Annotated in this window: 17 protein-coding genes; 7 read left to right on the forward strand and 10 right to left on the reverse strand. The window is 67.1% G+C overall.

Annotated features, from left to right (window positions below; all coding sequences use genetic code 11):
• Position 1 precedes the first annotated feature (1 nt).
• Entirely contained in the window at positions 2 to 862 is an 861-nt protein-coding gene (locus FHT37_RS14935; protein ID WP_183483032.1) for a MurR/RpiR family transcriptional regulator, read from the forward strand.
• A 102-nt stretch (positions 863 to 964) separates the two neighbouring features.
• Here the strand turns inward: FHT37_RS14935 and FHT37_RS14940 are convergent, their stop codons facing one another.
• The 6 genes from FHT37_RS14940 to FHT37_RS14965 all read right to left on the reverse strand — a co-directional run bounded on the left by FHT37_RS14940 (position 965) and on the right by FHT37_RS14965 (position 5,259).
• The gene (locus FHT37_RS14940; RefSeq protein WP_091727166.1) at positions 965 to 1,279 is read right to left on the reverse strand and encodes an STAS domain-containing protein; all 315 of its coding nucleotides are present in this window, start codon (positions 1,277 to 1,279) and stop codon (positions 965 to 967) included.
• A gap of 4 nt (positions 1,280 to 1,283) precedes the next feature.
• Positions 1,284 to 1,928, reverse strand: a complete 645-nt coding sequence (locus FHT37_RS14945) for a phospholipid-binding protein MlaC (RefSeq protein WP_183482514.1) — start codon at positions 1,926 to 1,928, stop codon at positions 1,284 to 1,286.
• Positions 1,929 to 2,032: 104 nt separating this feature from the next.
• On the reverse strand, positions 2,033 to 3,094 hold the full coding sequence (locus FHT37_RS14950) for a VacJ family lipoprotein (RefSeq protein WP_091727174.1): 1,062 nt from the start codon (positions 3,092 to 3,094) through the stop codon (positions 2,033 to 2,035).
• Positions 3,091 to 3,579, reverse strand: coding sequence for an outer membrane lipid asymmetry maintenance protein MlaD (gene mlaD, locus FHT37_RS14955; protein ID WP_091727179.1), 489 nt, complete (start codon positions 3,577 to 3,579; stop codon positions 3,091 to 3,093). The genes FHT37_RS14950 and mlaD overlap by 4 nt, the downstream gene beginning before the upstream one ends.
• A 61-nt stretch (positions 3,580 to 3,640) precedes the next feature.
• Positions 3,641 to 4,420, reverse strand: coding sequence for a lipid asymmetry maintenance ABC transporter permease subunit MlaE (mlaE, locus tag FHT37_RS14960; protein WP_183482516.1), 780 nt, complete (start codon positions 4,418 to 4,420; stop codon positions 3,641 to 3,643).
• Positions 4,417 to 5,259 carry an ABC transporter ATP-binding protein gene (locus FHT37_RS14965; RefSeq protein ID WP_183482518.1) on the reverse strand — a complete coding sequence of 281 codons (843 nt, stop codon included), beginning with the start codon at positions 5,257 to 5,259 and terminating at the stop codon, positions 4,417 to 4,419. Before FHT37_RS14965 ends, mlaE begins: the two co-directional genes overlap by 4 nt.
• Positions 5,260 to 5,638: 379 nt before the next feature.
• On the opposite strand from FHT37_RS14965, the gene FHT37_RS14970 reads away from it, so the two are divergent.
• Genes FHT37_RS14970 through FHT37_RS14995 form a run of 6 tightly spaced genes read left to right on the forward strand, consistent with a single transcriptional unit; the run spans position 5,639 to position 12,865 of the window.
• Complete coding sequence (locus FHT37_RS14970; RefSeq protein WP_091727192.1) at positions 5,639 to 6,097, forward strand: type IV pilin protein; 459 nt, start codon at positions 5,639 to 5,641, stop codon at positions 6,095 to 6,097.
• The gene (locus FHT37_RS14975; protein WP_147239778.1) at positions 6,091 to 6,726 is read left to right on the forward strand and encodes a GspH/FimT family pseudopilin; all 636 of its coding nucleotides are present in this window, start codon (positions 6,091 to 6,093) and stop codon (positions 6,724 to 6,726) included. The genes FHT37_RS14970 and FHT37_RS14975 overlap by 7 nt, the downstream gene beginning before the upstream one ends.
• Entirely contained in the window at positions 6,723 to 7,130 is a 408-nt protein-coding gene (locus tag FHT37_RS14980) for a prepilin-type N-terminal cleavage/methylation domain-containing protein (protein WP_091727198.1), read from the forward strand. The genes FHT37_RS14975 and FHT37_RS14980 overlap by 4 nt, the downstream gene beginning before the upstream one ends.
• A gap of 2 nt (positions 7,131 to 7,132) precedes the next feature.
• Entirely contained in the window at positions 7,133 to 8,344 is a 1,212-nt protein-coding gene (locus FHT37_RS14985) for a PilW family protein (RefSeq protein ID WP_175538346.1), read from the forward strand.
• Positions 8,345 to 8,388: 44 nt separating this feature from the next.
• Entirely contained in the window at positions 8,389 to 8,994 is a 606-nt protein-coding gene (locus tag FHT37_RS14990) for a hypothetical protein (protein ID WP_091727204.1), read from the forward strand.
• A gap of 13 nt (positions 8,995 to 9,007) precedes the next feature.
• Entirely contained in the window at positions 9,008 to 12,865 is a 3,858-nt protein-coding gene (locus FHT37_RS14995) for a pilus assembly protein (protein WP_183482524.1), read from the forward strand.
• 137 nt (positions 12,866 to 13,002) lie between these two features.
• Here the strand turns inward: FHT37_RS14995 and FHT37_RS15000 are convergent, their stop codons facing one another.
• From FHT37_RS15000 to FHT37_RS15015, 4 genes are all read right to left on the reverse strand, one after another.
• Positions 13,003 to 14,478: a glutamate synthase subunit beta gene (locus FHT37_RS15000; RefSeq protein ID WP_091727211.1), complete on the reverse strand. Its 1,476-nt coding sequence runs from the start codon at positions 14,476 to 14,478 to the stop codon at positions 13,003 to 13,005.
• Positions 14,479 to 14,528: 50 nt separating this feature from the next.
• Positions 14,529 to 19,349 carry a glutamate synthase-related protein gene (locus FHT37_RS15005; protein WP_183482526.1) on the reverse strand — a complete coding sequence of 1,607 codons (4,821 nt, stop codon included), beginning with the start codon at positions 19,347 to 19,349 and terminating at the stop codon, positions 14,529 to 14,531.
• Positions 19,350 to 19,496: 147 nt separating this feature from the next.
• Positions 19,497 to 20,282: a transposase gene (locus tag FHT37_RS15010; protein WP_310739746.1), complete on the reverse strand. Its 786-nt coding sequence runs from the start codon at positions 20,280 to 20,282 to the stop codon at positions 19,497 to 19,499.
• A 2-nt stretch (positions 20,283 to 20,284) separates the two neighbouring features.
• Positions 20,285 to 21,418, reverse strand: a complete 1,134-nt coding sequence (locus tag FHT37_RS15015; RefSeq protein WP_183483036.1) for a deoxyguanosinetriphosphate triphosphohydrolase — start codon at positions 21,416 to 21,418, stop codon at positions 20,285 to 20,287.
• Positions 21,419 to 21,426 lie beyond the last annotated feature (8 nt).

A 21,426-nucleotide genomic window follows, 5' to 3' on the forward strand; every position in this document is an offset into this window, starting at 1 on the left:
CATGCTCGAACGCATCAAGGCCGCGCTGCCGGCACTGCCGCCGGCGGAGCAGCGGGTCGCCAAGCTGCTGCTGGCGGATCCGCGCTCGTTCGCGAACCTGCCCGTCAGCGAGCTCGCCGACCGCTCGCACGTAAGCAAGCCCACCGTCGTGCGCTTCTGCCGCAGCGTGGGCTACGACGGGCTGGCCGACTTCAAGCTGAAGCTGGCCGGCAGCGTCAACGAGGGCGTGCCCTTCGTGCACCGCGCCGTCGACGAGGACGACAAGCCCGGCGACCTGATCGTCAAGGTGGTGGACAACGCGGTGGCAGCGCTGCTCCATTACCGCAACGACGCGGCGAGCCATGCCTTCGAGCGCGCCATCACGGCGCTGTCCGAGGCCGCGCGCCAGCACCGCCGCATCGAGTTCTACGGCGTCGGCAACTCCGGCATCGTGGCGCAGGACGCGCAGCACAAGTTCTTCCGCCTGGGGGTGAACACCTTCGCGTGCAGTGACGGCCACGTCCAGCTGATGAGCGCGACCATGCTGGACAGCGGCGACTGCGCGGTAGTCATCTCCAACTCGGGCCGCAGCCGCGACCTGATGGACGCCGCCGAGATCGCCCGCAAGAAGGGCGCGACGACCATCATCATCACCGCCAGTGGCTCCCCGCTGGCGCAGATGGGACAGCTGCCCGGTCAGGTGCTGCTGGCCGTCGACCACCCCGAGGACTACGACCGCTACAGCCCGATGGTGTCGCGGCTGCTGCACCTGATCGTGGTGGACGTGCTGACCACCGGCGTCGCGCTGCGCCTGGGCGAGAACCTGCGGCCGATGCTGCAGGAGATCAAGCGCAACCTGCGGACCAAGCGCTACGCGCAGTAGGCGGCCGGTCCGCACCCGGCGCCCGGCGCCCGGCGCCGAAAGCGGCCACCCAGAAAGCCGACGGGCCGCTGATCGCGGCCCGTCGTCATTGGTGCTGGCTCGTCATGCCATCTCGGCGGGCGCCGCGACGTCAGGCCAGAACAGATGCTCCAGCGCGTAGACCCGGGCCAGTTCACGCAACTCGCGCGGCGCCTGCTGCAGCGTCAGCTGCCAGCCGTCCTGGCCGCACAGGCGCAGCGCGCTGAGCAGCAGGCTGAGCGCGGCGGAGTCGAAGTCGTTCAGGCCGCTCGCGTCCAGCGTGATGCCGCGACCGGCCGCATTGCCGACCTGCGCCAGTTCGGCGCGCAGCGCGCCCTCGAGCCGCGCCCATTCCTCGGGCGCGTTGTCCAGGCGCAGCCGCGACGGCAGCTTGAGCATCGCCTCAGCCCTTCTTGGCGGCGGAGGCGGCCGGCGCGGGGCGGGCGTTGCGCTCGGCCAGCGACTTGATCAGGCCGTCGATGCCCTTGGCATTGATCTCCTGCGCGAAGCTGTTGCGGTACTGGTCGGCCAACCAGATGCCCAGCACGTTCACGTCATAGATCTTCCAGCCGCCGTCGGTCTTCTCGACGCGGTAGTCGAGCTGGATGGGATCGCCCTTGCCCCGGATCTCGGTGCGCACGACCACCTCGGTGTCCTCCGGCGCGGCGCGCATCGGCTTCATCGCGATGGTCTGGTCCTTCACCTGGGTCAGCGCGCCGGCATAGGTGCGCACCAGCAGGGTCTTGAACTCGTCCTGCAGGCGCTGCTTCTGCTCGGGCGTGGCCTGGCGCCAGAAGCGGCCCACGGCCGACGAGGTGATGCGCTGGAAATCCACGTGCGGCATCACCTTGGTGTTGACCAGCTCCATGACCTTGCTGACGTCGCCGGCCTGGATCGCCTTGTCGCTCTTGACGGCGTCCAGCGTCTCGATGGACAGCTGGCGGATCAGTTGATCCGGCGTCGAGTTGTCCGCGGCGAACGAGGCCAGCGGGCTCAGCGCGGCGATCGACACGATCGCGTTCAGCAGCAGTCGTTTGGTGGCATTCATGCTTGTCCTTTCTCTCTCTTCATGACACGGACCGGCCCACAACGTGGCAGGTCCGGTGCCGGTTCACCGGCCACCCCCGCGGGCGTTACCGGTTGTTGCCAGGATCAGCGGTCGCCCTGCGGGTTGACCGGCTTCTCGTCCGGGGTGATGACTTCGTAGTCGTCGTCATCGTCTTCCTGCTGTTCCTTGTGGGACTTGATGTTGCGACGCTGCAGGTAGGCGTCGCGGACGAAGGTGTACTTGTCCAGCGCGATGCCATCCAGCATGTCGGTCACCCGCAGCAGGTTGGCACGGGTGTTGATCACCTGCAGCGCGGTGATCGCGAACTTGTATTCGCCGTCATCGAAGAGATAGGCCGGCGAATAGTAGGCGTTGACCGGCAGCGCCACCGAGTCCCGCAGCGAGGACGGGCCCAGCAGCGGCCACACGATGTAGGGCCCGGTCTTGACGCCCCAGTAGCCGAGCGTGCGACCGAGGTCCTCGGAGGTCTTCTCCAGGCCCGCCGGCGTGGCGATGTCGATCAGGCCGGCGATGCCGAACACCGAGTTCACCGCGACACGCATCGTCTGCGACGCGCCGTTCTTGAAGCGCCCCTGCAGGAACAGGTTGACCGCCGACCAGGCGTCCGAGAAGTTGCCGAAGAAGTTGTCGACCGCCTGGCGCGCGGGTTGCGGCACGAGATCCGAATAGGCCGTGGCGACCGGGCGCAGCACGTGCTCGTCCAGCTTCTCGTTGAAGTTGAAGACCTTGCGGTTCCAGCTTTCCCAGGGATCCAGGCGGTTGCGCACGCGCGGACCCGGCGCCGGCGCATCCGCCGCGGCTGCGGCCGCACCGGCCTGCCCCGCCGCAGCCGGCTCGGCGGCCGAACCCGACGGGGCCGAGGCGGCTTGATCCTGGCCTTGCGCCGATGCTTCGTCCGCGGCGCTCACCGCCGCCTTGTCCGCGGCATCGACGTCGGCGGCGGCTTGTCTCAGTTCGGCCGGCACGGGGGCCGACAGGGCCAGCGGCGTCGCCAGCGTCACGTCCAGTGGCGGCGCGATCGCCGGGTCGGCCTGGAACTGGGCCATCGCGGGCGCCGCGGCGCCCAGGAGCGCCGCGCTCAGCAGCGCGGCCGCGAGGTCGGTCCGTCGCGCTCCGAGCGCGGGACCGGTCGTGGTGGTGGTCATTGTTTCTCTCCCGAGGCCGGCGCCGCGGAGGCATCGGCCGCCTTGTTATAGAGGAACTGGCCGATCAGGTTCTCCAGCACCACCGCCGACTGCGTCTGCGTGATGATGTCGCCCGCGGCGAGGTTCTTTTCTTCCGCACCCGGCTCCAGTCCGATGTACTGCTCGCCCAGCAGGCCGGAGGTGAGGATCTTGGCCGAGCTGTCCTTGGGGAACGCGACGCCCTGGTTCATGTTCAGGATCACGCGGGCCTGGAAGCTCTTGTCGTCGAAGGCGATGCTGCCCACGCGGCCGACCACGACGCCGGCGCTCTTGACCGCCGCGCCCGGCTTGAGGCCGCCGATGTTGTCGAACTTGGCGGTGACGGTGTAGGTGTCCTGGAAGTTGAGCGTCAGCAGGTTGCCCGCCTTCAGGGCCAGGAACAGCAGGGCCGCGCCGCCCAGCAGCACGAAGAACCCGACCAGCGCGTCATAACGAGAGGATTGCATCAGGCAACTCCAGAAGAACTCTTGATTTCAGTTGTCGGCTCGATGGTCCGCGCGCCGCGCGTCAGATCGAGAACATCATGGCGGTCAGGATGAAGTCCAGGCCCAGCACGGCCAGCGAGGACAACACCACGGTGCGCGTCGTCGCCTGCGACACGCCTTCGGGGGTGGGTTTGCAGGCATATCCCTGCAGCAGCGCGACGAAACTGACGGTCACGCCAAACACGACGCTCTTCACGAAGCCGTTGCCGACGTCCTTGAACACGTCGACGCCGCCTTGCATCTGCGACCAGAACGAACCGGCATCGATGCCGATCAGCGGCACGGCGACCAGCCAGCCGCCGATGATGCCGACGGCCGAGAACACCGCCGCCAGCAAGGGCATCGCGATGAAGCCGGCCCAGAAGCGCGGCGCCAGCACGCGCTGCACCGGGTCGACCGCCATCATCTCCATGGCGCTGAGCTGCTCACCGGCCTTCATCAGGCCGATCTCGGCGGTCAGCGAGGTGCCGGCCCGGCCGGCGAACAGCAGGGCCGCCACCACCGGTCCCAGTTCGCGCACCAGGCTGAGGGCGACCAGCAGGCCGACGGCCTCGGCCGAGCCGTAACGCTGCAGGGTGTAGTAGCCCTGCAGCGCCAGCACGAAACCGACGAACAGCCCGGACACGCCGATGATGGACAGCGAGCGGTTGCCGAGGAAATAGATCTGCTCGCGCACCAGCGCGAAGCGGCGCAGGCACGCGCCCAGGTGCAGCAGCAGGGCGCCGAGCAGCCGCGCCGACCAGCCCCAGTCGCCGAGCTTCAGGCGCAGGCCGCGCCCGATGGAGGTCGCGAGGCCGATCATGCGGAGATCTCCTGGGGCAGCCCGAAGTCTTCGCGCACCGGCTTGGCGGGCTGATGGAAGCGCACCGGACCGTCGGACTCGGCGTTGACGAACTGGTGCACCAGCGGATCCTGGCTGTGACGCAGCTCCTCCGGCGTGCCCTGGGCGACGACGCCGCCGTTGGCGACCATCACCACGTGGTCGGCGATGCCGAAGGTTTCATGGATGTCGTGCGAGACGATGACGCTGGTCAGGCCGAGCGCGTCGTTCAGGTCGCGGATCAGGCGGGCGGTGACGCCCAGCGAGATCGGATCCAGGCCCGCGAAGGGCTCGTCGTAGAGCACCAGGTCGGGATCCAGCGCGATGGCACGCGCCAGCGCGACCCGGCGCGCCATGCCGCCGGAGACCTCGTTGGGCATCAGGTCACGGGCGCCGCGCAGGCCGACCGCGTTGAGCTTCATCAGGACCAGGTCGCGGATCATCGGCTCGGGCAGGCGGGTGTGCTCGCGCAACGGGAAGGCGACGTTCTCGAACACGCTGAGGTCGGTGAACAGAGCGCCGAACTGGAACAGCATGCCCATGCGCCGGCGCTGGGCGTAGAGCTGGGTCTGGTCCATCGGCGCCAGGTCCTGCCCGTCGAACAGCACTTGCCCGGACTGCGGGCGCAGTTGTCGGGTCAACAGCCGCAGCAGCGTCGTCTTGCCGCCGCCGGAGGATCCGATCAGCGCCATCACCTTGCCGCGCGGCAGGGTGACGTTGACGTCCTTCAGGATGACCCGGTCGCCATAACCGACAGTCACGCCCTTCACCTCGATCAGCGGGCGGGCGTCAGGGGAGGAAGAGGGATCGGTGAATGCCATTTCTTGGAATAGATCCGGGACGATGCCGGGCGGCAGGCGTCCGGGAGCCGGGATCATAGGGTAAAGCCCGAATTGATGCCGGAGGACACCTGGGGCGGGGTGGCGATATGCGACAGCCCGATGAAGGGGGATTGACGCCGGGATCGAGGGCTTCGCGACGCGTAACCGCTGGTCACAATGGGCCCGCGTGCGTGGCTTGCCGGTGGGCGGGGCCGGTGCGCGAGACGCCCGGCGACGCTTGCACAAGGCGTCGACGGGCGCCAAACCGTGACGGACGTCACAGTCCAAGGCCGCCGCGAGACGGGCGGAATCCGAGGCACGACGAGCGGCCTCGCCTTCCAGGGGCGGCTGCCGATAATTTCAGCAAACAGGAGCGCTTATGTTCGGGAACTTTTCGTCGCCGGCTCGCCGGTCCACGTCGCGTGGCTTCACGCTGATCGAGTTGATGATCGTGGTGGCGATCGTGGGCATCCTGGCGGCGATCGCGCTGCCGAGCTACCGGTCGTACTACATGCGCGGCGCCCTCGCCGACGCGGCCACCGGCTTGACGATGATGCGGGCCGACATGGAAGCCTACTACCAGAACTTCCGCACCTATGCGGCCAGCGGTTCGGCCACGCCGCCGTGCTCGACGCCGCGCAAGAACGGCAAGTTCACGATCGGCTGCGACGCGCCAGGCGCCAGCTCCTACACGCTGAAGGCCACGAGCACCGAAACGCTGCTGAAGGATTTCGTCTTCACCGTCGACCAGGCGGACAAGCGCCAGACCACCGGCGCGCCCACGGGCTGGAACACCTGCACCAGCCGGTGGGTGATGGTGAAGGGTGAAGCATGCTGAGGACGAAGGGCCGCGCGTCACGCGGGTTCTCGTTGATCGAGCTGATGATCGTGCTGGCGATCATCGGCCTGACGACGGCCCTGGCCGCGCCGACGATGAGATCCTGGGCCACCAATGCCCAGATCCGGACAGCCGGCAGCTCGCTCTCCACCAGCTTGCGCAACGCGCAGGCCCAGGCGATCAACTCCTACCAGCCGGTGGTCTTCTACCGCACCGACGATTCCAGCTGCGCGCTGAACTCGGCTGCGTCGGCCACGGGCCGATTCTGGGTGGTCCAGCTGATCGCGAACCCGTTGATCACCCAACCCGCGCCCACGCAGCCGCTCCAGTGCGGTTCGGTGACGGATGCGACCTCCAACATCACCATCACCGGACCGACGGCAGTCTGCTTCGGCCCCAACGGGCGGCCCGTGATGCTCAACGCCCCGGTGGCCGGCGCCTCCTGCAACGTCAATGCCGATGGCAACTCGATCTACTGGATCGACTCCAGTTCGACAGCCGCCAATCAGAAGAAGCTGTCCGTCTGGGTGACCCTGGGCGGGACGGTGCGTCTGTGCGACCGCGAGCGTCTGCTGTCGGACTCCGAACCCGACGGCTGTGAAGCCGTCAACAAGGCGGCCACCGAATGAACACCTTCTCACCAAGTCGCGCGCGGCGCCCTTCCCGGGCGCGCGCCCGAGGCATGACGCTGATCGAATTGATGGTCGCGATGCTGGTCATGACGATCGGCATCGTGGGCCTGGTCGCGCTGATGGCCCGTGCCTCGCAGGCCAGTTCCGGCGCCGATGAAAACCAGCGTGCGGCCACCCTGGCCTCGGAAATGGCCAACGACATGTGGCTCTACAACACGAGCCTGCCGCCCACCATCGCTGCATGGCAGGCGCGCGTCTCGGCCTCCGGCCTCGTCGGCGCGAAGGGCGATGTTGCCGATGCGCCGGTCGGGACGCTCGCGAACACCAAGCGCATCACGATCACGTGGAAGACGCCTGCCGGCGATGCGCGTACGTACTACACCGACGTGCGATTGAACTGACCATGACGATGCATCGCCGTCCCCTCCTCCGCCGTGGCGCCATGCGCGCGGCCTTCGGCTTCACCCTGGTCGAGCTGCTGATCTCGATGACGATCGGCCTGGTGCTCATGGCCGCGCTCGGCATCATGATGAACGCCTTCGACAAGTCGAAGCGCCAGAGCGCCACCACTTCCGACCTGGCCCAGAACAGCGGCTACCTGTCCTACGACCTGGACCGCCAGCTGCGCAGCATCGGTTCCGGCCTGTTCCAGAACCAGGCCCTGAGCTTCGGCTGCCCGCTCGATGTCGCGCGCAATGGCGCGCCGATCCTGCCGCGCCAGTCGGCTTTCCCCGCCCCGTTCCAGAACGTTCCGGGGGCCGTGGCGGCGATGCCCATCGTTGTCTATGCGGGACTCGGATTCGACGCGAAGTTCGGCAACGGTCCGTCCGACGTCATCCAGATCATGACCACCTCCGCGGGCATGAGCGAAGCGCCCCAGGAAGTGGTCACCGGCACCGTGCAGGTGAACGCCTTCAACATGAACAACACGCTGGGCCTTCGCGGCGGCGACCTGCTGATGCTCACCGAGCTCTCGCGCCGCTGCCTGATCACCCAGGTGGCGCCGAACTTCGTCGGCTCCGCCGCCCCGGGCGTGCCGCTCGACGGCCCCTACTACGCGGCCGCGGTCGGGACCAACAACCTGGTCAGCTACGGCGTGTCCAGTCCCTTGAGCGTGACCAACCTCGGCAACATCAATGGCAACCAGCCCCATTTCCAGCTGATCGGCATCAATGACAAGCGGCAACTGGTCGCCTACGACATGCTGCAGATGAACAACATCCCCAATGCCGACCTCCCGGTGCCGCTGGCCGACAACGTGATCGACTTCCGCGTGCGCTTCGGGGTGGCGCCCGCGGGCAACGGCGTGATCACGAGCTGGGTCAATCCGTCCGCCGCTCCCTACAACGCCGCCGGACTGACCGCGACCCCGGCACTGGGCGCCGACATCGTGGCCGTGAGCATCTCGATGCTGGTGCGCGGGGACCGGATCGAGCGCGACAAGGAATACGTCTCGCCCGGAACCTTCACCATGTTCTCCGCCTTGCCGGCGGCGATGCAGACGACGATCAAGCTCCCCGAGGCCGAGCAGCTTCGCCATTACCGCCTCATCGAACTGACGGTGCCGGTGCGCAACGCCATCCTGACGGCTCCCGCGCGTCCGGTGCCGCCTTGAGCGGACCGTCCCCGTCCGCCGCCGTCCCCATCCCGAGGCCTCCCATGCGTTCCACCGCCCCGACCCTCCCCAAGCGCCAGCGCGGCGTGATCATGGTGATCGCGCTGATCACCCTCGCCGTGCTTCTGATCGGCGCCGCCGCCGCGATGAAATCGATGAACGTGACGCTGGCCAGCGTCGGTTACTTCGGCTTCAAGCGCGAGATGACCAACCAGAGCGAACGCGCCATCCGCCTCGCCAGCACGGCCCTGTCCCCTGGCGGCGCCCTGGCGCTGACCTCGGCGCGCTGGACCAGCAACGCGGCACAGAACTACAGCGCGACGATGCTCCCGAGCGACGCTTCCGGCATTCCGCTGGCGCTGCTGGACACGACCACCGGCGGCGGGCTGTCCGGCCTGGGCAGCTCGGCCAACGAGATCAAGCTGGCCAGCGACAACGTCACCGTCCATTACCTGATCGACCGGCTGTGCTTGAACACCGGCGCCTTCGATCCGGCCAACTGCCAGATGCTGGGCCGGGCCAACAACTTCGGGGCCAAGCCCGGCAATCCGAAGCCGCAGCCCCAACCGACCTATCGCATCACCGTGCGCGTCACCGGCCCGCACAACGCGTACTCGTTCTATCAGAGTACGTTCACCACCTTGAACTGATCAGAGGCCCTCGATGTTCCCCTCTCGTCTTTCCTTGCGCCTGAGCGGCGCCGCGGCCTTGTTGGCCGCGATGTCGATCGCCAATGCGCAGACCGTGCTGGCCGACAAACCGGTGTTCGCCTCCGTCGCGGTGCCGGGCAACCTGGCCCTGGCACTGTCGGTGGAATATCCGACCGCCGTGAGCAACGCCCACACCGACGCGACCTACAACCCGGCGTCGACCTACCTCGGGTACTTCGACCCCAACAAGTGTTACGACTACAGGAAGTCCACAACCGCGATCCCGGTGGACCACTTCGCGCCGACGGCCAAGGCGGCAAGCCACGTCTGCAGCAAGAAGTGGAGCGGCAACTTCCTGAACTACGCCACCATGCAGACCATCGACCCGTTCCGGTGGGCGCTGACCGGTGGGTCGCGGGTGGTCGACACGACGACGGCCACCGTCCTGCAGAAGGCCTATGCCAGCGGCCAGGGCAACACCGGCAACTTCCCCGACCGCTCCATCACCTCGCAGACCATCGTCGCCGGCGCCACGCCACTGGTGGATCAGAACGGCAACGCCTGGAACGGCCTGAAGATGCGTATCCAGGGCCTTGGCGTGAGCATGCGCATCTCCAACAGCGGAGACAACAACAGCGGCAACCCCACGGCCTTCGATCCCACGTCGTCCTCGTGGAATGGCGGCGTGTCGTATTTGATCGACATCCGCGTCCGCGTCTGCGACAACACGCTGAGCTCAGCGAACAACAGCTACCTGGAACAGAACTGCAAGCCTTACGCCAACAACACGATCTACAAGCCGGAGGGTCTGATTCAGGACTACGCCAGCCAGATCCGGTTCAGCGCGTTCGGCTATCTCAATGACGCCACCCTGGGCCGCGATGGCGGCGTTCTGCGCTCGCGCCAGAAGTACGTCGGTCCGACCAAACCGGTGCCGGGCGGCGATCCCGTCGCGAACGCGCAACGCGAATGGGATCCGAACACCGGCATCATGGTGGACAACCCCAACGTCGACGCGAGCGCGAACATCAACGACGTGGCGGACATGGCCGCCTACTACGGGGTCAACGTCAGTTACAGCGGGGTGATGAACTACCTGAACAAGTTCGGCGCCTCGGGTTCGTACAAGACCTACGACCCGGTCGGCGAACTCTATTACGCCGCGTTGCGCTACTACCGCAATCTCGGCAACGTCGCCAGCTACTCAGCCCCCAGCAGCAAGACCACGCGGGCCGCGCAGGCCGACGGTTTCCCGGTGATCTCCAACTGGGGCGACCCGATGGAGTATTCCTGCCAGAAGAACTTCATCCTGGGCATCGGCGACGTCAACACCCACGCGGACCGCAACCTGCCGGGCGCGACCGGCTCCTCAGAGCCGACCAAGCCGACCGAAGTGACCGACGACAAGGCCTTCGATGCCGTCGAATGGACCAACCGCGTGGGCAAGCTCAGCGGCGTCAATGCCTCGCTGGGCAATGTCCAGGGCTATAACGGCTGCTGCAACAACAACGGCGCGCTGATCGCGGGCATGGCGTACTGGGCCAACTCGACCGACATCCGCCCGGACGCGGAATCGGACAAGAACTCGGCCGGCATGCAGACCGTGCAGACGTACTGGCTGGACGTGCTCGAGTTCGGCGCCTACAAGTCCAACAACCAGTACTACCTGGCCACGCGCTACGGTGGCGCCAACCTGCCGACGGACTTCAACCCGCTGACCCGCACGACGGACCTGACGCAAGGCTGGTGGCACACCGGCGACAGCAGCGACACCGTCGGCGGTCAACTGCGCCCCGACACCTACTTCACGGCCGCCAAGGCGGACCAGATGGTGAGCGGCCTGTCCAACGCATTCGCGAGCATCGCCTCGCGGATGAAGGCGTACTCGACCGCCTTCAGCACCGCCTCGCAGCAGATCACGGCCGCCGGCGTGGCCAGCTACGCCACTCAGTACGACGCCAAGCAGTGGACCGGCGAGGTCATTGCCAGCACGCTCAGCGCCGCCAACGGCAGCACCGCCACCACGCAGGTCGAGGCCTGGCGCTTCTCCACCAAGCTGGCGGCTCAACTCGCCGGCACGGGCTGGAAGGACGACCGTCGAGTGGTGACCTACAACACCGACACCAAGAGGGCGGTGCGCTTCCAGAAGACCTCCAGCGTGGGCTCCGCTCAGCAGGCCGGCCTGGTCACCAGCTACAACACCACCGACACCACCGACGAGTATGTGAACTACCTGCGCGGGGACCAGTCGAACGAGGGCACCGGCAAGTACCGCACCCGCTCGTCACTGGTAGGCGACATCGTCAACTCCAAGGTCACCGTGGTCGCTCAACCGTCGATGAACCTGTCGGAAGGTGCCAACCCTGGCTACGCGGCGTACAAGGCGGCTGTCGCCACCAAGAAGCGTCCGAACTACCTGGTGGTGGGCACGAACGCGGGCATGGTGCACGTGATCGATGGCTCGCTGACCGGCAGCACGGCCGGCCGCGAGATCTTCGCCTACATCCCGGGCGCGCTGTTCGCCGGCCCCAGCAACCCGGCCACACCGGGCAGCGACGGCCTGGCCATCCTGGGCAATCCCAACTTCAACCACCGCTTCTTCGTCGACGCCCGTCCGACGGCGATGGATGTGGACTTCGGCTATGTCGATGGCCAGCGCGGTGCCGCCGATTGGCACACGATCGTCGTCGGCGGCCTGGGCAAGGGCGGGCGCAGCGTCTACGCGCTGGACCTGACCGACCTGTCGGACGTCACCAGCGAAGACGACGCGGTGCGCAAGGTGCTGTGGGAGTTCACCGCGCCGGACATGGGCATGCTGTTCGGCGAACCCGTGATCACCAAGACGGCCACGCACGGCTGGGTGGTGCTGGTTCCGACCGGCCACAACAATGCTTCCGGCAAGGCCCGCATCTACGTGCTCAACCCGAAGACCGGCGCGATCATCACGACGATCAGCGCGGACGCGCTGTCCGACGACGCCTCTGCCGGCGATCCAGCCGGTCTGAACCAGCTGACGCCGTTCTATCCCGACCTGTCGACGCTGGTGGTCGAGTCGGTCTACGGCGGCGACCTGCGCGGCAATGTCTGGCGTGCGGACCTGCGCTCCGGCAGCAATGGCTATCCCAACCTGGTGAAGGTGGCTCGCGCGGTCGGTCCGAACAACACGCCGCAGCCGATCACCACGGCGGTCGTGCCCATCGGCGATACCAACACCTACCGTCGGTTCCTGGCCTTCGGCACCGGCAAGATGCTCAATGCCAACGACATCAACAGCACGCAGCTGCAGCGTCTGTACGGCGTCGTCGACGGCACGGTCGCCAAGTTCAGCAATTCGGGCGACGCGCCGACCAACAACGTGTTCCCGATCACCTCGGCCAACCTGGTGCAGCTCACGGACCTGACGCAGAAGGCGAGCATCGACTACAAGGTGAAATCGGGCTGGTACTTCGATCTGCCTTCGGGCTACCGCGTGCTGAATGACCCGACCTACTACCTGAGCTTCGCCGCCTTCTCCGCGACGCTGCCGTCGACGGCCGATGCCTGCAACCCCGGTGGTGTCAGCCGTGTCTACCTGATCGATCTTTCCAGCGGTCAGACGCAGTTCGCCAACAACGCGGCCTACCTGGATCCGGGCTTCGCCGTCACGGACATGCTGTTCGTGAAGACGGACGAGGGCGTGGACCTGGTCCTCAGCGGGTCGACTCCCTCGTCGCCCAAGACGACCTGCGATGCGAAGGATCCGACGTGCAACGTCTGCCCCCCGGGCGATCCGCTGTGCCGAAGCAAGCCCAACCAGGGCTCGGCGGTCGGCGCCAAGATCCTGAACTGGCGCGAAATCCCGCTGCGCAACAGCACGAACGGCGCGCTCTGATCGCCCGCTCCACAACCGAAGCCCGGCGGCACCCGCCGGGCTTTTTTTCGTCTTGCCAGCCGCTCGCTACGGCTCCGTGGGCATGAAAAAACCCGCTGTCTCACGACAGCGGGTTTTCGCTTTCTGGATCCGGCTGATCAACGCGGCAACGCGCTGTCCCCCATCAGGAACTCATCGACCGAGCGTGCCGCCTGCCGGCCTTCGCGGATGGCCCAGACCACCAGCGACTGGCCGCGGCGCATGTCGCCGGCCACGAACACCTTCGCCGCGTTCGTCTTGTAGCCGCCGTTGAAATCGGTGGTCGCCTTGGCGTTGCCGCGGGCATCCTTGGTGACGCCAAAGGCATCGATGATCGACGCGACCGGGCTGACGAAACCCATCGCCAGCAGCACCAGGTCCGCCTTCAGGACCTGCTCGCTGCCCGGAACCTCGACCATCTTGCCGTTGGACCACTCCACGCGCACCGTCTTCACGCCGGTGACCTTGCCCTTCTCGCCGAGGAATTCCTTGGTCGCGATCGCGAACTCGCGCTCGCAGCCTTCCTCGTGGCTGGACGAGGTGCGCAGCTTGATCGGCCAGTAGGGCCAGGTCAGCGGCCGGTCCTCGACCTCCGGCGGCTGCGGCATCAGCTCGAACTGGGTGACGCTCTTGGCGCCGTGACGGTTGCTGGTGCCGACGCAGTCGCTGCCGGTGTCGCCACCGCCGATCACGATGACGTGCTTGCCGTCGGCGCGCAGCTGGTTCTTGAGCTTGTCGCCGGCATTCACCTTGTTCTGCTGCGGCAGGAACTCCATCGCGAAATGCACGCCAGCCAGGTCGCGGCCCGGCACCGGCAAGTCGCGCGATTGCTCGGCACCGCCGGCGAGCAGCACGGCATCGAACTTCTCGGTCAGTTCATCGGCCGTGACCACATCCTTGGCCCAGTTGGTGACCTTGGATCCCTCGGGCAGGTGGGCCACCATGACGCCGGTGCGGAACACCACGCCCTCCGCTTCCATCTGCTGGACGCGACGGTCGATGTGGCTCTTCTCCATCTTGAAGTCGGGGATGCCGTAGCGCAGCAGGCCGCCGACACGATCGTTCTTCTCGAACACGGTGACGCTGTGGCCCGCGCGCGCCAGCTGCTGCGCCGCGGCCAGGCCGGCCGGGCCGGAACCCACGACCGCCACCGTCTTGCCGGTCTTGACCTTCGCAGGTCTGGGCGGTACCCAGCCCTCGGCCCAGGCGCGGTCGATGATCGCGTGCTCGATCGACTTGATGCCCACCGCGTCGTCATTGACGTTGAGCGTGCAGGCGGCCTCGCAGGGGGCGGGGCAGATGCGGCCGGTGAACTCGGGGAAGTTGTTGGTCGAGTGCAGCACCGCGATGGCGCTCTTCCAGTCAGCATCGCCTCCCCGGTACACCAAGTCGTTGAAGTCCGGAATGATGTTGTTGACCGGGCAGCCGCTGTTGCAGAACGGCGTTCCGCAGTCCATGCATCTGGCGCCCTGCTGCTTCGCCTGCTCGACGTTCAGGCCGATGACGAATTCCTTGTAGTTCTTGAGACGCGCCTCGACGGGCTCATAGCCCTCTTCCAGACGTTCGTACTCCATGAAGCCGGTGACTTTTCCCATGGCGGCTCGCTCCTGAATTCCTGAATCTCTTGCGACTTCGATGCGACGGATCAGACCTTGGCCTTGGCGGCGGGCGCCTTGGCGTGGGCGATCGTGGCGGCGGCTTCCTTGGCGGCACCCAGCTCGCCCAGCGCGCGGCGGTACTCCGTCGGGAACACCTTCACGAACTTGGCGCGCGACTCGGCCCAGTGGTCCAGGATGTCGCGGGCGCGCTGGCTGCCGGTCCAGCGGTGGTGATCCTCGATCAGCTTCTTGAGGATCGCCTCGTCGGTGCGGGCCTCGCCATCGCCGAGCTTGTGCCAGATCGCCCTGTCCATCGTGGCTTCCTGCTCGTGCGCGGGCAGCAGCTTGTCCAGCGAGACCATCGCCGTGTTGCAGCGCTTGGCGAACTGGCCATCCTCGTCGTAGACGTACGCGACGCCACCGCTCATGCCGGCGGCGAAGTTGCGACCGGTCTTGCCGAGAACGGCGACGGTGCCGCCGGTCATGTACTCGCAGCCGTGGTCGCCCGTGCCCTCGACGACCGCGGTTGCGCCGGACAGCCGCACCGCGAAGCGCTCGCCCGCGACGCCGCGGAAGAAGGCCTCGCCCTTGGTCGCGCCGTACAGCACGGTGTTGCCGACGATGATGTTCTTCGTCGCGTCACCCCGGAAGTCGATCGACGGGCGCACCACCACACGGCCGCCGGACAGGCCCTTGCCGGTGTAGTCGTTGGCGTCGCCGATCAGGTAGAAGGTGATGCCCGGCGCCAGGAAGGCACCGAAGCTCTGGCCACCCGTGCCTTCCATCTGGATGAAGATGGTCTGGTCCTCCAGCCCTTCCGGACGACGGCGGATCAGTTCGCCCGACAGCATCGCGCCCACCGTCCGGCGAACGTTGGTCACTTCCTGCATGAAGCGCACCTTCTCGCCTTTCTCGAAGGCGGGCAGGCACTTCTCGATCAGCTTGACGTCCAGCGCGCGGTCCAGGCCGTGGTCCTGGTGATCGTTGTGCAGGCGGGCCACGTCGGCCGGCAGTTCCGGGCGATGGAAGACGCGGGTGAAGTCCAGGCCCTTGGCCTTCCAGTGGCTGATGCCCTTCTTCGTGTCGAGCAGGTCGGCGCGGCCGATCAGCTCATCGAACTTGCGGATGCCCAGCTGCGCCATGATTTGGCGCGCTTCCTCGGCCACGAAGAAGAAGTAGTTGACGACATGCTCGGGCTTGCCGCTGAACTTCTTGCGCAGCACCGGATCCTGCGTCGCGACGCCGACCGGGCAGGTATTCAGGTGGCACTTGCGCATCATGATGCAGCCCTCGACCACCAGCGGCGCGGTCGCGAAGCCGAACTCGTCGGCGCCCAGCAGCGCGCCGATGACGACGTCGCGGCCGGTCTTCATCTGGCCGTCGGCCTGCACGCGGACGCGGCCGCGCAGGCGGTTCAGCACCAGCGTCTGCTGCGCTTCGGCCAGGCCCAGTTCCCACGGCGTGCCGGCATGCTTGATCGACGACCACGGCGACGCGCCGGTGCCGCCGTCATGGCCGGCGATCACGATGTGGTCGGCCTTGGCCTTGGCCACGCCCGCCGCGATCGTGCCCACGCCGACTTCCGAGACCAGCTTGACCGAGACGTCGGCGCGCTGGTTGACGTTCTTCAGGTCGTGGATCAGCTGCGCCAGGTCCTCGATCGAATAGATGTCGTGGTGCGGCGGCGGCGAGATCAGGCCCACGCCCGGCACCGAATGGCGCAGGAAGCCGATGTAGTCGGTGACCTTGCCGCCGGGCAGTTGACCGCCCTCGCCGGGCTTGGCGCCCTGGGCCATCTTGATCTGAATCTGGTCGGCGCTGACCAGGTACTCGGTCGTGACGCCGAAGCGGCCCGACGCGACCTGCTTGATGCGCGAGCGCATCGAGTCGCCGTCCTGCAGTTCGTAATCGACCTCGACGACCTTGCTGCCGACGACGTCCGACATCTTCGTGCCGGCCGTGATCTTGATGCCCTTGAGCTCATTGCGATACCGCGCCGGGTCTTCGCCGCCCTCGCCGGTGTTGCTCTTGCCGCCGATGCGGTTCATCGCGACGGCCAGCGTCGCGTGCGCCTCGGTCGAGATCGAGCCCAGCGACATCGCACCGGTGGCGAAGCGCTTGACGATCTCGGCGGCCGGCTCGACCTCCTCGAGCGGGATCGCCTGGGTCGGGTCGAACTTGAACTCGAACAGGCCGCGCAGCGTCATGTGGCGGCGGCTCTGGTCGTTGATCAGCTGGGCGTATTCCTTGTACGTGTCGAACTTGCCCGATCGCGTGCTGTGCTGCAGCTTGGCGATCGCGTCGGGGGTCCACATGTGCTCCTCGCCGCGGGTGCGCCACGCGTATTCGCCGCCGGCGTCCAGCATGTGCTCCAGCACCGGGTCGTCGCCAAAGGCGGCGCGATGCAGCCGCAGCGCTTCCTCGGCGACCTCGAACACGCCGATGCCGCCGACCTGCGTCGGCGTGCCGCGGAAGTACTTCGCGACGAAGTCGGACTTCAGGCCGATGGCCTCGAAGATCTGCGCGCCGCAATAGGACATGTAGGTCGAGATGCCCATCTTGGACATGATCTTCGACAGTCCCTTGCCCACCGCCTTGATGTAGTTGTAGATCGCCTTGTCGGCCGACAGCGCCGCCGGCAGCTCCGCGCTCATCGCCTGCAGCGTCTCCAGGGCGAGGTAGGGATGGACCGCTTCGGCGCCGAAGCCCGCGAGCACCGCGAAATGGTGGACCTCGCGTGCCGTGCCGGTCTCGACGACCAGGCCGCAGGTGGTGCGCAGGCCTTCGCGGACCAGGTGGTGATGCACCGCCGACAGCGCCAGCAGCGCCGGGATGGCGACCCGGTTCGCGCTCAGGTGACGGTCCGTGATGATGAGGATGTTGTGGCCGCCCTTGATGGCGTCCACGGTTTCAGCGCACAGCGAGGCCAGCTGCGCCTCCACGCCCTCGCGGCCCCAGTCCAGCGGGTAGGTGATGTCGAGCTCGTAAGGCTTGAACTTGCCGTTGGTGTGGTGCTCGATCGCACGCAGACGAGCCATCGATGCGAAGTCCAGCACCGGCTGCGTCACCTCCAGGCGCATCGGCGGGTTCACCGCGTTGATGTCCAGCAGGTTGGGCTTGGGACCGATGAAGCTGTTCAGCGACATCACGATCGCTTCGCGGATCGGGTCGATCGGCGGGTTGGTGACCTGCGCGAACAGCTGCTTGAAGTAGTTGTAGAGCGGCTTGTTCTTGTCGGACAGCACGGCCAGCGGGCTGTCGTTGCCCATCGAGCCGATGCCTTCCTCGCCGTTCGCGGCCATCGGCGCGAGCAGGAACTTCACGTCTTCCTGGGTGAAGCCGAAGGCCTGCTGGCGGTCCAGCAGCGAAGCGGGGAACACCGGCGCGGCCGCTTCCGGCGCGGGGATCTCGTCGAGCTTGACCCGCACGTTCTCGATCCACTGGCGGTAGGGACGCGCGTTCGCGTACTGCGTCTTCAGTTCCTCGTCGTCGATGATGCGGCCCTGCTCCAGATCGATCAGGAACATCTTGCCGGGCTGCAGGCGCCACTTCTGGACCACCCGCGATTCCGGGATGGGGAGCACGCCGGATTCGGAGGCCAGCACGACGAGGTCGTCATCGGTGACCCAGTAGCGGGCCGGACGCAGGCCGTTGCGGTCCAGCGCGGCGCAGACCTGGCGACCGTCGGTGAAGACCATGGCGGCGGGGCCGTCCCACGGCTCCATCATCGCGGCGTGGTACTCGTAGAACGCGCGACGGCGTTCGTCCATCCACTCGTGCTGCTCCCAGGCCTCGGGAATCATCATCATCGCGGCGTGCGCGAGCGGGTAGCCCGACATCGTCAGCAGCTCGATGGCGTTGTCGAAGGTGGCCGTGTCGGACTGGTGTTCGAAGCTGATCGGGTACAGCTTCTTCAGGTCGTCACCCAGCACCGGCGACTTCATGACGCCTTCGCGGGCGCGCATCCAGTTGAAGTTGCCCTTGACGGTGTTGATCTCGCCGTTGTGGGCCACCATCCGGTACGGGTGGGCCAGCGGCCACTCGGGGAAGGTGTTGGTCGAGAAGCGCTGGTGCACCAGCGCGATCGCGGAAACGACGCGCGGATCGGCCAGGTCGCGGTAGTACTTGCCCACCTGGTCGGCCAGCAGCAGACCCTTGTAGATGACAGTGCGGCAGCTCATCGACGGCACGTAGTACTCGCGGCTGTGCGTCAGATGGAGCGCCTGGATCGCGCTGGAGGCCGTCTTGCGGATCACGTACAGCTTCCGCTCGAGCGCGTCGGGGACGATGATGTCCGGGCCGCGGCCGATGAAGATCTGGCGAATGATCGGTTCCTTCTCGCGCACGGTCGGCGACATCGGCATGTCGCGGTCCACCGGCACGTCCCGCCAGCCCAGCAGCACCTGGCCCTCGGCCTTGATCGCACGGGCGAGTTCCTGCTCGCAAGCGAGGCGCGAGGCGTGCTCCTTGGGCAGGAAGATCATGCCGACGCCGTATTCGCCCGGCGGGGGCAGCGTGACGCCCTGCCGGGCCATCTCGGCGCGATAGAACTCGTCGGGGATCTGGATCAGGATGCCGGCGCCGTCACCCATCAGCTTGTCCGCGCCGACCGCACCGCGATGGTCCAGGTTCTCCAGGATCTTCAGGCCCTGCTGGACGATGTGGTGGGCCTTCTGGCCCTTGATGTGGGCCACGAAGCCCAGGCCGCAGGCGTCCTTCTCGTTGGCGCCGTTGTACAGGCCATGGGCGGCCAGCTCGCGGATCTCGGTCGCGGACGGGCCGGCCGTCGGCAGCGTGGCGGAAACCGCGTCGGCGGTCGTGGCGGGGGACGACGATTGCGCTGCGCGCGGATCTTGAGCTGCCGACATCGGTGGCCTCCTGAACTCTCGAAAACGAAACCCGCGCAGGTTAAGGCGCGTGCCGGCATGGCACAAGCACAACTAAATGGGGTCAGTATCGAATTGCAGGATGCGTTGCGGGCGCGAGCCTATTAAATGGGGACAGATAGGAAATGATCATGTTGCCTCCCCCGGCTTCACCTTGCGAGGCCGACCGCGGGGGCGCGGACTCATCGGGCGCTCGCTCAATTCGCCCAGCATTTGCAGGAAGCGTGCCGATCCGAGCGGCCACCCTTTCAGCGCGGAGTCGATCAGCTTCTGGCGCTCGGTTTCGGTTTCGCCCTCCTCCAACCACCGACGCCAAGCCAGTTCGCGCTCGAATGGAGTGTTGCCCAGGGCCCAGAAGCCGGGCGGGTCGCTGATCAGAGGGTCGCGCCGGTGGCCGAGATGGTGCGCGGCGGAGGACCACGGGTAGTCGCCGGGATCGCCCAGCCCCGCGCGTCCCGGGTTCAGCTCAATGCTGCGCATGACCGCGAGCAGGTGGGTGTCCGCCTCCAGCGGCGCCGCGCGGAAACGGCCTTCCCACAAGGTGCCCACACGGCCGTGGCGGAGGTTGAAGGCGCTCACGTAACGCCGCCCGAGCGCCTGCATCATGCGGCTCAGACCGTCCGCCGTGGAAGGCGTGGCCAACAGGTGCAGGTGATTCGGCATCACGACGTAGGCGTGGATCGCCACCTTGTGCGTCGCGGCGCTGTCCTGCAGCGCCGCCAGCAAGGCCTTGCGATCTTCGTCGTCGACGACGATCGGCTGCAGGTTGTGACCGCGGTGGATCAGGTGATGCAGATGGCCGGCCAGCGCCAGCCGAGGGAGTCTTGCCATGGTGGGAACGGAAGTCTGTCCCCAATTATGGCGCCGGCTGTCGATCGAGCATTCGCAGCCGCCGGAGGCGGCATTCGCCGACATGATCAGGCCGCGATGAGGCGCTTGCCGGTGAGCCGCTCATGCTCCCTGAGCGCGAACCGGTCGGTCATGCCGGCGATGTAGTCGGCGCAGGCGCGCGCGTGGTCCTCGCCATCCGCGAAATCCGCCGGCAGCCGGCCGGGATCGGTGAGGTAGATCTGGAACAGCTCTCGCAGCACCTGCTCCGCGCGGTCGCGCTGCGCCTGGACCGCCGGATGGCGATAGAGGTTCTTGAAGAGGAAGCGCTTGAGCTCGGTGCTGGCCTGACGCATGTCGGGGCTGAAGCGCACCAGCGGGCCCTTGGTGCGGGCGTCCTCGGCGTCGGCCGGCGCGGCGGCCTCGATGGCGCTGCGCGTGGCGTCGATGACGTCGTAGACCTGCTGGGACAGCATCCGGCGGATGGTCTCGGCGAGCAGTCGCTTGCCGGTCAGGTCCGGATAAGCCGACAGCGTCTCCCGCAGATAGCGATGTACCAGCGCCACCTCTTCGAGCTGCTCCAGGGTCACCAGCCCCGAGCGCACGCCGTCGTCGACATCGTGCGCGTTGTAGGCGACCTCGTCGGCCAGATTGCAGAGTTGCGCCTCCAGGCTCGGCTGGCCGCCATGGAGGAAGCGCGCGGCGACGCCGCCGGGTTCACGCTGCTCGATCCGTTCCGCGTCGCGGCGGCTGCAATGCTTGAGGATGCCCTCGCGGCTCTCGAAGCTGAGGTTCAGCCCGTCGAAAGCGGGATACCGCTGCTCCAGCTTGTCGACCACGCGCAGCGACTGCAGGTTGTGCTCGAAGCCGCCATGCGCCTTCATGCAGTCGTTCAGCACATCCTGGCCCGCGTGACCGAAGGGCGTGTGGCCCAGGTCGTGCGCCAGGGCGACGGTCTCGATGAGGTCCTCGTCCAGGCCCAGGCTGCGCCCGATCGAACGCCCCAGCTGCGCCACCTCCAGCGAATGGGTCAGCCGGGTGCGGAACAGGTCGCCTTCATGGTTGAGGAAGACCTGCGTCTTGTAGACCAGCCGACGGAAGGCGGTGCTGTGGACGATGCGGTCGCGATCACGCTGGAATTCGCTGCGGGTCGGCGCCGGCGCCTCGGGATGACGGCGACCGCGGCTGCGCGCGGGATCGGAGGCATAGGGCGCGCGCAGCATCGTCATCG

Origin of the sequence: Mitsuaria sp. BK037 (assembly GCF_014193045.1) — a bacterium.
Classification (GTDB): Bacteria; Pseudomonadota; Gammaproteobacteria; order Burkholderiales; family Burkholderiaceae_C; genus Roseateles.